We start from the raw sequence: 13,500 nt of genomic DNA, 5'->3' as shown, positions 1-13,500 counted from the left end.
ACCTCAGAGTTCATGTCCGAATTGTCCCTTTACACTGCCCTTCTGGACCGTTTTGGTTCCCGTGCCGGGCTCACGCCTGCCTTCCGTGTACCCCAGCAGGTAAAACTCCAGGTCGGACGGTTCCACAAAATAATCCGTGGGCAGGGTGAACTGATCACGGTCAACCGGCCTGGCGAAATGGGGGGTCACCAGGATGACCAGTTCTGTCTTGCCCTTGATGAACTCCTGGCTGCGGAACAGGTTGCCCAGCACTGGCAGGTCGCCTAATCCCGGAAACTTGTCGACCCGCTCCCTCAGGGTCTCGTTAATCAGCCCAGCCACCCCGATGGTCTGGCCGTTGGCCAGTTCCACCGTGGAAGAAGCGCTGCGGCTGGTCAAAGCGTTGATGAAGAAGGTGGCAGACGTATCGGGTACACCCAGGGTAATGGAGTTCTGGTTACTCAGCTCACTGACCTTGATGTTGAGCTTGAGGCTGATCATGTTGGAGTCCAGTACCGTGGGCAGGAACCCGAGACTGACCCCAAATTCCTTGAACTCGATTCTGATGCCGTCATCCTGACCGCTGCCAACCGGAATCGGGAATTCCCCTCCTGCATGGAAGGTGGCTTCCTGGCCGGTAAGCGTGGTCAATGTGGGTTCGGCCAGAACCTTGGCAAGGTTGTTTTCCTGGGCTGCGTCAATCACCAGATCAAACAAGGTGTCCCCATCCAGGAAGCTTGCAAACAGGCCGGTGCTCTCGAACGTCATGGGTTCACGCAGGATCTGGGTCGCGGGCAAACCGCCCGTTATGGTGTCAAACCCACCCCCGGGAACAAACGCGCCAGAGGGTGCCAGCGCCGTCCCGTTATTACCGGCCCCAATCGTCAGCAGGGAGTTGGCATTGATCGCCTCGAACTTGGCGCCGATGCGCTTGAGGAAATCCCTGGACACTTCGGCCACCTGGACCTCCAGCATGACCTGCTGCGCCCCCCCGACCTGCATCATGTTGAGAACCTTGCCGTCCTCACCACCCTGGTAACTGCGGGCCAGGTCCAGGGCCGCTGTCATCCGAGCGGTACTGCTGACCTCGCCACTCAGGATGATGGCATCCTGGGAGGAACGGACTTCGATCTCCTCATCGGGCAGGATCTGGTGAAGCTTGGATTTCAGGCTTTCCAGGTTATGAGTGACCTCGATACCAACCGCACTGACCACCTGGTTGTTGTTATCCCACAAGGTGACGTTGGTCGTCCCCAACTGCTTGCCAACCACATAGAGTTGCCGCGAACGCAGAATCAGGATATCGGCAATATCCGGATTACCGACGGAGATTTTCGCGACCGGCTGTTCCAGATAGAGGGTCTGGGACTGGTTAAGTGCCACTTCCACAACCTGCTTGTCCATTCCATCCGCAAGCATGACTTGCGCCTGTGTACCGCTCGGGAACACCAGCACACACATCAAAGCCAGGCCAATCAAACAGCCCTCAAGCGATACATTTCGCGCCTTTATTCTCATGGTCACTCTCCCCTGTTTCACTGCCTGTCCGGCTGCCGTAATCCACTGGCAGCCGCCACTCCATGAGTTCACTTACATGGATACCTTCGACGTGCTGACTTCCGTGCCACGTATGATCGTGACCCTGGATGAAGTGGCAACGACTCGCCGCGGCGCCGGTTTTGGCGCGGGCGGTTTCGCCACGATTTCCTCTTTTACTGGCTCTGGCTCGGGCGCCGGGCGCATGGTGTCGTCCAACGGGTTCCTAAGAGCCAGTTGTACGACCCCTTCCTGAGTCGCTTTCACCAGCTCTTCGGCTTCATCCGAGCCCAGTTCCAGAGTGACTGCCCGCACAATCACCGGCTTGTCTTTTTCCGGTGATGCGGTCTGGTCCACAGCCAGTACCTTGACGTTTTCCAGCAAGGTCCGGGATAGATATCGACGGTTTCCTTGAGGAATGGCGGAAACCACGTCTACCCTGTTACCCGGCATCAGGAAGCCCGCAACGCCAATCACGTCGTTCACCCGGACAGTCACGGCGCGCTTGTTGGGCTCAATAACAGCCGACAACGCGCTGCCCCCACCGAACGCGACCACTTTTTCCTTCAGGATCACCTCGCCAGGGTAAATGGTGGTCATCGCAACGGTACTTTCAATGGCAGCAGACTCCTCATAGGCACCACGAGGCACCATGGATCTGGGCATGTTGACCACTTTCAGGTCGCTCTTTTCCAGTTTCTTTCCAAAAGGAATCTGTAGTGCCGCCACCACCACAGGGACGCCATCGTCGGTCGTCGGTGCTGCAAAGCGGTCCACCGCCCAGCCTCGTGCCAGGTAGGCAGCGCCAAGCCCCATCAGCAGCGCAAAAGTAAGCATGAGAACTGTTCTTGACTTGAACATAGCGGTCACCCCACGTTATCCATGTGTACGAAATAGTTATTCCAGGCCCAGCGAATAGACTCCGTAGTAAGCCTGGGTGGTACCCCACGGTACCTGCAGTAATCTTTGACCAGTCCGAGCAGGTCACGGGGATGACAGGGCAGCAGAACGTTGCCCTGGCTCGGGTAGAGCTTGGTCATCATGAGCCGGGTGACCTCGGGGTCGTCTTCAATTTCCATCTCCTGGCAAACCTGTTGCCAAAGTCGCAGGTACGGCTCCGGCTCCAGCGTTTTAAAACCGATCTTGTGCCCGATACGGCGCAAAAACGCCTCGTCTGCCAGCTCGAGAGGATTGAGGTTAGTGGAGAAGATCAACAACATGTCGAACGGAACAGCAAAGTGCTGCCCTGCCCTGAGATTGAGAAAATCCCGTTTATCTTCCATAGGCACAATCCAGCGGTTCAGCAAATCCATGTGGGACATCCGCTGCCTGCCCAGATCATCAATCAGCAACATGCCGTTGCTGGCCTTGAGCTGTATCGGAGCCTGGTATTGCTTGCGTTGTTCGTCGAACTTCAGGTCCAGCATATCCAGGGTCAGCTCACCACCAGTGATGACTTCCGGACGGTGGCAAAGTACATATCGGGGATCGTGACCATTGGTGAGGTGCACCGGGTCCAGCTCCTCACCATGAACCGGGTGATGGAACTCGGGATCAAACAGGCTGATGACCGTATCGCCCACCAGAATGGAATAAGGTACGTAGACCGGCCCCGCCAGCAGCTGCACCAGTTGGCGGGATATATAACTTTTCCCACTACCTGCGGGACCGTAGATAAACATGGCCCGGCCGGAATGGACCGCGGGCCCCAGTTGGGCTAACAGACGTTCCTCTACCACGGTATCGCGGAATAAACGGTGGATAGCCTCTTCGGTAACAACGCACTTAGACACCGACTGGCGACGAACCAACGCTTCATAGTCCGCCAGTAAAACCGGAGCCGGACCGCAGTATCCATCACGAGACAGTGCATCCAATGCTGCGGCGCGTCCCCGGTCAGTCAGGGCATAGCGAAGGCCTTTGCCGGAGAGATTCTCACTGCGGCTTTCTACCTTGGCTTCCTGCCGCAGCATATTGATAACCGGCTCCAGCACGGCGCCCGGCAGCGCTACGTGGCGGGATAACTCTTGCAGCGTCTGGTTGCTCACCAGGTTAAGATGCTTGAGTAACAAATCCGCCACGAAGAAGTGATCCAGGCCGGTATCTTCAAGGGTGTGGGGCCTGGAAACCATTTTGGCGGCCAGGTAATCGGCGCCCCTGTCTTCGAAGGGTACGAGTTCGGCTTCCATTGCTCACTCCTTCTAAATCTTCTAAATTCGTCGCGGGTAGAACCGCTAAATGATTGCCAAAACAGTCCCGCAAGCGATTGCTAATGCGTAAGGAAAGCGTAAGCCCGCTGCCTCACCCGGGGCCGGAGGAATGTACGCCGGCTTTCGGGCCAGTAGTAGCCAAAACATGGAGATATAACGTCTGGCCATGGCTGGCAGCCCCCCTCTCGCAGTGATATAGACAAGGGCTAGGACCCCGCCCGCGATAACGGTCATCAGAGCGGCTATAAGAACAACTTTGGCACCCAAGACCGCACCAACTGCGGTTAGCAACTTCACATCACCAGCGCCCATGGCAGCAAAAACGTAGAGCGGTAGGAAACAGAACAGCCCGGCAAACAGTCCTGCCAGGGAGAACAGCAGACCTTCCCATTGCCCGAACCAAGTATGGAGAACCAAGGCCACGATCACCATGCCGAAAGTAACCGTATTTGGAATTCTGCGGACTGACAGATCACTGAAAACAGCAATCACCAAACCGACGGTAAGCGTTGTTACTGCCCATCCACTCTGGTCCATAAAAACCTCGTGTTACTCAGGTAATCTGACCAAAAAAGGGGGGAGGCACCCCCCTTTTTTGGAGAAGACTAATTGCTAAGCGCAACCGGCTTCCTGCCCCTGAACTGCGCAGGAAATCCCTTCAATTGCTGTTGTTATGTCTTCGCCCAAGGCGGTGAATGCAAGAACAGTACCCAACACAATCAAAGACCCAGCCACCGCATACTCCGACAGCTCCAGGCCTTCCTCATCACGAATAAACTGAACTACTTTTTCCTTGAAGTTTTTCATTTCGTCACTCCTGCAGTCGTTAGACGAGCTTCCATGGTTATACAGCGACAGTTCCGTGCGCTGTACTAACGAGGATAGGAGGAGGGGCGATTAACCGTTAGGAGAATTCTGGCGAAAAACTAGGAGGATTTTGCAGGCCCCGTCAGATCTTGACGGGGCTGCTGGCGGAGAGCTGGAACGGTATGGCGGCCACACTGCGGGCGGTCAACCACTTATGGCGATACTGGGACGGCGTCATGCCGGTGTGGCGCTGGAACATTTTGGTGAAGTGAGAGGCGTCGTGAAAACCCACCGCCCAGCACACATCAATAACAGACGCGCTGTTGTTATGAAGGAGTTCAATGGCTTTTTCGATTCGGCGCCTCACAATGTATTCCTGGAAGGTAATGCCGTACACCCGTTTGAACAGACGGCTCAGCTGGTAGCTGTTCGTGCCACAGCGTTCGGCAATGTCCGCCTGCATCAGCTTGTCGGCAAGGTGATGATCAATATAGGCTGCGGCAGTCTCTACAACCTTGTCCTCACCGCGATGCTTCTGAAAACGGGCGTCATCAGGAAGGGGGTGTTTCTGGTGGATGGTTGTGCGGGGATCACGGTTCGAAGTCTCCGTTAGAAGCCGGTCCAACCGGTTCAGAGATTCAGCAACGGTATCTTCAACAAGCGGTTTTACAAAATAATCCCATACCCGGGTCCGCAAGGCCCAGACAGCCAGTGCTTCAGAATGTTGCTCGGTAAACATCACCATCGGTACGGAAGTAAACTCCCGCTTGGCCTCACTGAGCATAGAGAGGCTGCCGATATCCGGAAAATCAAAATCAAAACAGGTAATCACTCGACTTTCGGGTGGTTGGCGCTGGTAAACTGCACCTAGATCATCCTGTTTTGAAACGACCACAAGCGGGAAACGCCGCTCAATAACCCTGACAACCGCTGGATCTGCCCCATACTGCGTGGCATCTACCAGCACAACGGTAGATTTTTCCATTCCTACAACCCCTTCTTCCTGCTGATGTGGGGTGCCTTCCTTGTTGAGCCACCAGCTCCTTCCGGACCCTGGAGAACAACATGTACGTTTGTTAATATTTTTGTGACGCGCCTCTCATAGATAGGTAACACCTCCAGTCATGTCAAGAACATCGATACAACATTTAACATTGTTTGAAATTTGAACGCATAAGGGCCACTCCTGGGAGTGGCCCTTATGGTTCCTATCGATCATCAATTGCCTGTGCTATCCCATATTCTTCTGCACAAACTTTTGTATCTCACCGACAATGCCGGACCGGAAGGCGATTACGGTAAGCACAAAGATTGCACCGAGTATCGGGTCCACCCAGTCACCTAACGGCCCCTGGGACAGCTGGTACTCCAGGTTCACCACAAAGGTGGCACCCACGACCGGACCCAGCAGTGTCCCGGTACCGCCCAGCAATGTCATCAGAATCACCTCTCCGGACATGTGCCAGTGAGCATCGTTCAGTGAGGCCAGTTGGAACACCACGGTTTTAACAGACCCTGCCAATCCTGCCAGCCCGGCGGACATAACAAAGGCCAGGATCTTGTACTGGTTCACGTTATAGCCCAGGGAGACCGCCCGCGGCTCGTTCTGCTTGATGGCTTTCAGGACCTGCCCGAAGGGTGACCCCACCACTCGCTGCACCAACAGATAACCGCCCAGGAACACGGCGAGGACGAAATAATACATCGCCAGATTGTTTTCCAGATCGATGAACCCAAAGAGATGCCCACGTGGCACGCCATGCATACCATCTTCACCACCGGTGAAAGGCGCCTGCACGAACATGAAGTACACCAGTTGGGCCAGGGCCAGGGTGATCATGGCGAAGTAAATGCCCTGCCGCCTGATCGCAACCAGCGCAAACAGTACACCCAGCACGGTGGCGGCCGCCGTGCCCACAATAATGCCCATTTCCGTGGTCAGGCCGGAATAATTGGATAACAGGTAGCCGGTGGTATAGCTGCCGGTTGCCAGGAATGCAGCGTGTCCGAAGGAGAGCAAACCGGTGAAGCCCAGTAGCAGGTTGAATGCGACGGCAAACAGGGCAAAACACAGGATCTTCATCAGGAAGACCGGATAGATCACCGCCGGCGCAATCAGCAACAATACCAACAGCACCAGGTTCAACAGGTGTTTCCGGCGATGATCCGCCTTTTGCTGGTCCAGCATCGCTTGCTGGATGTCTGTCTGGTTTACGGGATGGTCCATGATTACGCCTCCTTACCGAACAGGCCCGACGGGCGGATCAATAACACGACGACCATCACCAGGAAGATAACGGCAGAGGAAAACTCGGGGTAGAAAACCTTGGTAAAGCCTTCAATGACCCCCATCAGCAGACCGGTAATAATGGCCCCCGCGATGGAGCCCATACCGCCGATAACAACAACGGCGAATACCACGATCAGAATATTGGATCCCATCACCGGGTTTACTGAATAGATCGGTGCGGCCAGAACACCGGCAAATGCCGCGATCATGACCCCGAATCCGTATGTCAGGCTGATCAGCAATGGTACGTTAATGCCAAAGCCCTGCATCAGTTGGGCATCTTCCGTGCCGGCCCTCAGGTAGGAGCCAAGTTTGGTTTTTTCAATCATGAACCAGGTGCCGAAACACACCAGTAGTGCCACGAAGATAACCCAGGCCCGGTAGTAAGGCAGGAACATGAAATCCAGCTTGAACCCACCCTGGAAAATTTCCGGCATTGAGTAACGCAGGCCGGACACCCCGAAGATATTGGTCAGAATACCCTGGATCATCAGCGCCACACCGAAGGTGAGCAGCAGGCTGTAGATGTGGTCCTGGCCTGCAATACGGCGCAACAGGAAATACTCGATCAGCATACCGAAGCAGCCGACCACCAAAGGGGCCAGAAACAGCGCCACCCAGTAGTTGATGCCCATGGCATCAAACATCAGGACGGTGACCATGGCACCCAGCATATACATGGCGCCATGGGCAAAGTTGATTATTTTGAGCAGGCCGAAGATCACCGCCAGCCCAAGGCTCAACAACGCATAGAAAGCACCGTTGATTATCCCGAGCAGTAACTGGCCAAACAGCACTGCCGCGGGAACTCCCAGAATCATGGACATGTTGCAAACTCCAAAAGCAGTGCAAACCTCAGGATCGGTCTGCCATTCTGCAGGTTCCAGAGGTCGCCCCGCCGGGGTTGCGGGGCGAACCGTTGGTTAATTACCTCAGTTCTTGGAAACGAGTGGACACTTGCTCTCGGACAGCGGGCGATAGGCCTCGTCACCCGGGATGGTGCGTACGATCTTGTAGAGATCCCACTCGTTCTCGGACTCTTCCGGAGTTTTCACTTCCGCCAGATACATGTCATGGACCATGCGGCCGTCTTCACGAATGCGGCCATTGGTGGCAAACATGTCATTGATCGGCGTGTCCATCATCTGCTTACGGACGGTCTGGGCATCATCCGAGCCAGTCGCCTTCACCGCATTCAGGTATTGCATGGTGCTGGAATAGATACCCGCATGCACCATCGTCGGACGTACACCGGTCTCTTCCATGAAGCGGTCGGCCCATGCACGGGCGTCATCATTCATGTTCCAGTACCAACCGGTGGTCAACTGGATTCCCTGGGCGGTATTGACACCCAGTGCGTGTACATCGGTCAGGAACAACAGCAGCGCCGCCAGGGTCTGACCGGACTGGGTCAGGCCAAACTCACCGGCGGTGGTGATGGCGTTAGTGGTATCGGAACCGGCGTTCGCCAGGGCAACCACGTCCGCGCCGGACGACTGTGCTTGCAGGATGTAGGAGGAAAAATCCGATGTCGGGAATGGATGGCGAGCAGTCTTGATCACCTTACCGCCGTTTTCCTCAACTACCTTGGTGACATCCCCCTCCAGGGCGTGACCAAAGGCATAATCCGCCGTCAGAATGAACCATTCCTTGCCCCCCTCCTGAACAACGGCTTTCGCGGTGCCGTTAGCCAGGGGGTAGGTATCATAAACGTAGTGAATATGGTTCGGGGTACAGTGTTCGTTGGTAATGCTGGAGGCAGCGGAACCGGAGACAATACCCAGTCTATCGTTCTCTTCCAGAAGCTTGGTCACCGCAATAGTGACGGAAGAAGCGACCATACCGGCCACCAGGTCCACATCCTCGTTCTCCAGCCAGCGGCGCACCGTGCTGGAGGAAGAATCCGGGTTGTTCCGGTCATCGGCGCTGACCACTTCAATCTTGGCACCGTTTACAGTACCGCCGAAATCGGCGATAGCCATTTCAAGGGCTTTGAGACCATTGGGACCGGCCAGGTCACGATAGGTACCCGACATGTCCGCCAGATAACCGATTTTCACGGTGTCATCGGAAATGTCGGCCTGGGCGCTCCCTACCATCATGGCTGAGGCAATCGCTGTTGTGAGGAGCTTTTTCATAATTGTCATTGTTGTATCTCCGCTACTGTCGTTGCGTTGGTTGTATCGGGTTTTGGTTGTTGATTTTTCTCTTTTGTTCTCCGGGCCTTAAACGCCCAGATAGTTGTCCAGTACCGACTGCTTGGCCTCAAGCTCCGCGGCACTGATTTCCTCCACAATCTGGCCGTGTTCCATCACATAGTGACGGTCCGCCAGGGGTGCGGCGAAATGGAAATTCTGTTCTACCAGTACGATGGTCAGCCCCTTGTTCTTGAGCTTGACCAGCACTTCCCCCAGTTTCTCGACAATCACCGGGGCCAGGCCCTCAGTAATCTCATCCAGCAGCAACATATTCGCGCCGGTCCTGAGAATACGCGCCATGGCCAGCATCTGCTGCTCACCGCCGGAGAGCTTGGTACCCTGGCTGAATCGGCGCTCGTAGAGGTTCGGGAACATGCTGTAGATTTCTTCCAGGCTCATACCACCACTGCGCACTACAGGGGGCAGGGTCAGGTTTTCCTGGACGTTGAGGGCGGAAAAAATGCCCCGGTGTTCGGGGCAATACCCGACCCCCAACCTGGCAATGTGATGGGGTTGGCAGGTCATGGTTTCGTTGCCATTGATCATGATGGAACCGGTGCGGCGCCCGACCATGTTCATGATCGCCTTCAGCGTTGTGCTCCGCCCTGCCCCGTTGCGCCCTAGCAGGGTCACCAGCTCACCCCGGTGCACCACCATATCGATACCGTGGAGAATGTGGGATTCGCCGTAGAAGGCATGAAGCCCGGAAATTCTCAGCTGTTCGTATTCCTTGTCCGGCCCCTGACTCATTCGGCTGCCTCCTGAGTGTTGTTGGCACTGCCCATATAGACTTCCCGCACACGGGGATCCTCGGAGACTTCCTTATATTCCCCTTCAGTCAACACCGAGCCCTGGGCCAGTACAGTAATCCTGTCACACAACTTGCTGACCACCCCGAGATTATGTTCAACCATCAGCACGGTCCGCCCTTCGGCTGCCTTGCGCACCAGTTCCACCACCCGCTCCACATCTTCACCACCCATGCCCTGGGTCGGCTCATCGAGTAGCAATAATTCAGGTTCCATAGCGAGCGTGGTGGCCAGCTCCAGGGCACGCTTGCGGCCATAGGCGAGTTCAACGGTCGTGGTATTGGCAAATTCGGTCAGTCCGACAGAGTCCAGCAGCTCCATGCAGCGTTCATTCAGCTTGTTCAGGCTGTGGCCGGATTTCCAGAACTGAAAGCTGTTCCCCTCAAAACTTTGCAGTGCAACGCGGATATTCTCCAGGGCAGTCATGTGGGGGAATACGGCCGAGATCTGGAAGGAGCGGACCACGCCCCTGCGGGCAATGGCGGCGGATTTCAGTGGTGTGATGTCTTTACCATTGAAGAGAATCTTGCCCCGCGTTGGAGGAAGGAACTTGGTCAACAGGTTAAAGACAGTTGTCTTACCCGCACCGTTTGGTCCGATCAGGGCATGGATATGACCACGCTGAACCTTGAGGTTCACATCGTCGACTGCGACAAAGCCTTTGAACTCTTTTACAAGGCCACGGGTCTCAAGTACGAACTGGTCACTCATGGTGCCATTCACCTTTTGTTATTGTTGTACATGAAAACGATAGTCACAGATTAGGTTAACGTATACGTAAACGTCAATATTAATCTGTAGATTTTTTAGCATTCAGACCGCCCAGGAATTCAGACACCAGATGCACCATTTCCTCAGGATGTTCCAGGTGCGGTGAATGCCCGGTTTCCGGCAGAAAAACCGGTGTTGCCGATTCACCGATTCCCTCAACAATCGCAGTTACCTGCTCGGGCACGCCGTACTCGTCATCCTCGCCCTGAATGATCATAGACGGACATCGGATGGCGTCCAGCCAATGACTGAAATCCATGGACTGCTGGAACCCCTGATCCAGCCAGATGGTATGCCAGGCATCAAAAATGTCATCGGTGCGTTCGCCATGGTGGCGCAGCAACTTCTCGCGCAACCCTTCTTCCCGATAGCGAACCTGCATCTCCTGGATACCGGAGACGGTCAGATGATCGGCCCAGGTATGGGCCGCCATGGTGATCAACCCTTTCACCCGGCCACCAAGCGCTCCGGCGGCGATCAGCGCAATGGAACCGCCGTCACTGTGGCCGATCAGGATGACCTCCTGAAGGTCGAGCGCATCCAGCAGGCGCGGCAGCCAGACAGATCCCTCTTCCTCCTGATAGGAGTAGGGTCGCGGCAGCACTTCATCCGTGGACAGGCCGTACCCCCGACGTTCGTATACGAGAGCATCCAGCCCTGAAGCCTTGGCCAGCCGCTCCGGGAATTTGCGCCACAGGGCTATATTGCCGAGGGATTCGTGCAGAAAAACCAGAGTCGGGCCAGCGCTGACTCGATGGCGAATTCGCCGGACCTGAAGCGCCACACCGTCACCCAAAGGCACTGACGTATCACGGATATGCATGGCGTTACCGATTGGGTGGAATGGAATAGGTCATGGTGGAGTGGGCCACTGGCTCCTCGACACCTTCGGAATACACGAACACCTCACCAACCCCCATGGTGCGCCCCACCTTCAACATCGTTGCCCTGGCCCATATCGGGGCATGGGCCACCGGCTTGCGCAGGAAGTTGATATTGAGGTTTGTCGTCACCGCCAGAGGTACGAGACCGATCTTGCTGAGCAATGCAGCATACAGCGTGACGTCCGCCAACCCCATCATGGCAGGGCCCGACACCGTTCCGCCCGGGCGCAGGTGCTCTTCGTCCACTTCCAGCTTCATCTCGGCCCAGCCATCCCCGAGTTTCTGCAGGGTGCCGTAGGCGGCCCCCTGCGGAAACTGCTCATCCAGGAAGGCCTGCAGCTCTTCAAACGTAATAATCATGCGTCGGCTTCGTCCTTCGCACGGTTACGCAGAACAAACCGCTGAATCTTGCCGCTGGGCGTCTTTGGCAGCTCATCCACGAACTCGATTTCACGGGGATAGGCGTGGGTGGAGAGCCGACGGCGAACCAGTTCCTGAAGCTCGTCTTTCAGCGCTTGGTCTTCGACCGGCTCCTGGCCGCTCTTGATCACCACATAGGCCTTGATGATGGAGCCACGCTTTTCATCGGGTTTGCCAACAACACCGGATTCCGCGACTGCTGCGTGTTCCAGGAGAGTGCTTTCAACGTCTGCGGGGCCAACCCGGTATCCGGCGGTGGTGATGATATCGTCATCACGACCACTGAATGAAAAGCCGCCATCGCCATGGCATATCACCATGTCACCGGTCAGGTAGTAACCATTCACAAACGGGTCTTTCTCGCCCCAGGTATAGCCGTCGAAATGGAACAAAGGCGACGCTTTGACATCCACGGCCAACTGGCCAATCTCGCCTTCACCGACTTCTTCGTTCTTCTCGTTCAAGGCCACCACTTTATGACCGGGAGACGAATATCCCATGGAACCCTGGCGCACCGGATGCTCAAGTCCGTGGAAGTTGCAACAGGTCATACCGGTTTCCGTCTGGCCATAATGATCCTTCACCGGACAGAAATGACGGTTCTTGATCCAGTTAACCACTTCCGGGTTCAGCGGCTCACCGGCGCTGCTGGCCACCCGCAGGCCGAGGTTCTCGCCTTGCGGCAGCACGTGATCATTGGCCTTGAGCAGCCGGTACGCCGTGGGCGCCGCCGCCAGGTTGGTGATCTTGTACTTGCGGATCATGTCGTAGGTGGATTCTGGCGTGAAAGCCCCCGGATTGAAATGGGTGGCGTGGCCCATGAGCAGAGGCCCGACCACTGCGTAATAAAGGCCATAGGCCCAACCCGGATCCGCCACATTCCAGTATTTGTCATCGTCACGCAGGTCAATGGCGTACTTCATGTACACGTAAAAGGCCATCAGTGCCCGGGCCGGAACAGCCACACCCTTGGCCTTACCCACGGTTCCGGACGTAAACATCTGCAGGAACGGGTCCGTACCCTTGATCATCACGGGCTCAAACTCGGGGGATTGCTCTTCCAGGGTTTGTTCGAAATCGGGAATATCAGAGCCTGCCTGGTCGGCATCCAGGCACAGCACCGGCGGGCACTGATTGACTTCCTTCAGTTTGGGGTAGTTCGCAGGATCAGTTACCACCAGTTTGGTGCCGGCGCGCTCCAGGCGATACTCGATCGCCCCGGAGCCAAAGGCGGTAAACAGGGGCTGGTATACAGCTCCCGCACGCAGGGCACCGGCAATAACCACCAACAGCTCGGGGCTACGCGGCAGCAAACCGGCAACCCGGTCACCCTTGCCGATACCACGGGACTTCAGGTAATTCGCAAAACGGGCAGATTTTTCTTTCAGCTCCGCAAAAGTCAGGATGCCGTCGCCACCGCCGTCCTTCTCATAGTAAAGCGCCACTCTTTGCGGGTCTGCTGCCCATTTGTCGCAGATCTCGTGGCATACATTCAGCCCGGATTCCAGGCGTCCATCCAGGATCTCCGCTTCCAGAGATGCGGCATCAAAATTGTTATAAACCGTTGTGTATTCCGGAAGGCTCATTCTCAACTCC

14 protein-coding genes are annotated in these 13,500 nt (G+C 55.9%); all 14 read right to left on the bottom strand.

The window, feature by feature from the left end; genetic code table 11:
- Positions 1–3: 3 nt before the first annotated feature.
- The 14 genes from EHN06_RS06505 to EHN06_RS06440 all read right to left on the bottom strand — a co-directional run bounded on the left by EHN06_RS06505 (position 4) and on the right by EHN06_RS06440 (position 13,490).
- Positions 4–1,497, bottom strand: a complete 1,494-nt coding sequence (locus EHN06_RS06505; protein ID WP_127331263.1) for a type II and III secretion system protein family protein — start codon at positions 1,495–1,497, stop codon at positions 4–6.
- Between the two features lie 72 nt (positions 1,498–1,569).
- Complete coding sequence (gene cpaB / locus EHN06_RS06500) at positions 1,570–2,352, bottom strand: Flp pilus assembly protein CpaB (protein WP_127331261.1); 783 nt, start codon at positions 2,350–2,352, stop codon at positions 1,570–1,572.
- Between the two features lie 29 nt (positions 2,353–2,381).
- The gene (locus EHN06_RS06495) at positions 2,382–3,704 is read right to left on the bottom strand and encodes an AAA family ATPase (RefSeq protein ID WP_127331259.1); all 1,323 of its coding nucleotides are present in this window, start codon (positions 3,702–3,704) and stop codon (positions 2,382–2,384) included.
- A gap of 45 nt (positions 3,705–3,749) precedes the next feature.
- Positions 3,750–4,262, bottom strand: coding sequence for an A24 family peptidase (locus tag EHN06_RS06490; protein ID WP_127331257.1), 513 nt, complete (start codon positions 4,260–4,262; stop codon positions 3,750–3,752).
- A gap of 75 nt (positions 4,263–4,337) precedes the next feature.
- Positions 4,338–4,532 (bottom strand): Flp family type IVb pilin, encoded by a 195-nt coding sequence (locus tag EHN06_RS06485; RefSeq protein WP_127331255.1) that lies wholly within the window; start codon positions 4,530–4,532, stop codon positions 4,338–4,340.
- A gap of 142 nt (positions 4,533–4,674) precedes the next feature.
- Positions 4,675–5,517 (bottom strand): AraC family transcriptional regulator, encoded by an 843-nt coding sequence (locus tag EHN06_RS06480; protein WP_127331253.1) that lies wholly within the window; start codon positions 5,515–5,517, stop codon positions 4,675–4,677.
- Positions 5,518–5,763: 246 nt separating this feature from the next.
- Positions 5,764–6,759 carry a branched-chain amino acid ABC transporter permease gene (locus EHN06_RS06475; RefSeq protein WP_127331251.1) on the bottom strand — a complete coding sequence of 332 codons (996 nt, stop codon included), beginning with the start codon at positions 6,757–6,759 and terminating at the stop codon, positions 5,764–5,766.
- Positions 6,760–6,761: 2 nt separating this feature from the next.
- The gene (locus EHN06_RS06470; RefSeq protein WP_127331249.1) at positions 6,762–7,649 is read right to left on the bottom strand and encodes a branched-chain amino acid ABC transporter permease; all 888 of its coding nucleotides are present in this window, start codon (positions 7,647–7,649) and stop codon (positions 6,762–6,764) included.
- Positions 7,650–7,754: 105 nt separating this feature from the next.
- A complete protein-coding gene (locus tag EHN06_RS06465) occupies positions 7,755–8,969 on the bottom strand; it encodes an ABC transporter substrate-binding protein (protein WP_127331247.1) in 1,215 nt (404 codons plus the stop codon).
- Between the two features lie 78 nt (positions 8,970–9,047).
- Positions 9,048–9,770, bottom strand: a complete 723-nt coding sequence (locus EHN06_RS06460; RefSeq protein WP_127331245.1) for an ABC transporter ATP-binding protein — start codon at positions 9,768–9,770, stop codon at positions 9,048–9,050.
- Positions 9,767–10,540 carry an ABC transporter ATP-binding protein gene (locus tag EHN06_RS06455; RefSeq protein ID WP_127331243.1) on the bottom strand — a complete coding sequence of 258 codons (774 nt, stop codon included), beginning with the start codon at positions 10,538–10,540 and terminating at the stop codon, positions 9,767–9,769. The genes EHN06_RS06460 and EHN06_RS06455 overlap by 4 nt, the downstream gene beginning before the upstream one ends.
- A gap of 79 nt (positions 10,541–10,619) precedes the next feature.
- Positions 10,620–11,423: an alpha/beta fold hydrolase gene (locus EHN06_RS06450; protein ID WP_127331241.1), complete on the bottom strand. Its 804-nt coding sequence runs from the start codon at positions 11,421–11,423 to the stop codon at positions 10,620–10,622.
- 4 nt (positions 11,424–11,427) lie between these two features.
- Complete coding sequence (locus EHN06_RS06445; protein WP_127331239.1) at positions 11,428–11,844, bottom strand: PaaI family thioesterase; 417 nt, start codon at positions 11,842–11,844, stop codon at positions 11,428–11,430.
- Positions 11,841–13,490: an AMP-binding protein gene (locus EHN06_RS06440; RefSeq protein WP_127331237.1), complete on the bottom strand. Its 1,650-nt coding sequence runs from the start codon at positions 13,488–13,490 to the stop codon at positions 11,841–11,843. Before EHN06_RS06440 ends, EHN06_RS06445 begins: the two co-directional genes overlap by 4 nt.
- Between the last annotated feature and the right edge of the window lie 10 nt (positions 13,491–13,500).

This window comes from Marinobacter sp. NP-4(2019) (assembly GCF_003994855.1).
In the GTDB taxonomy this organism is placed as follows: domain Bacteria; phylum Pseudomonadota; class Gammaproteobacteria; order Pseudomonadales; family Oleiphilaceae; genus Marinobacter.
Note: the sequence above shows the minus strand (reverse complement) of the source record. Positions and strands in the feature narration are given on the sequence as shown.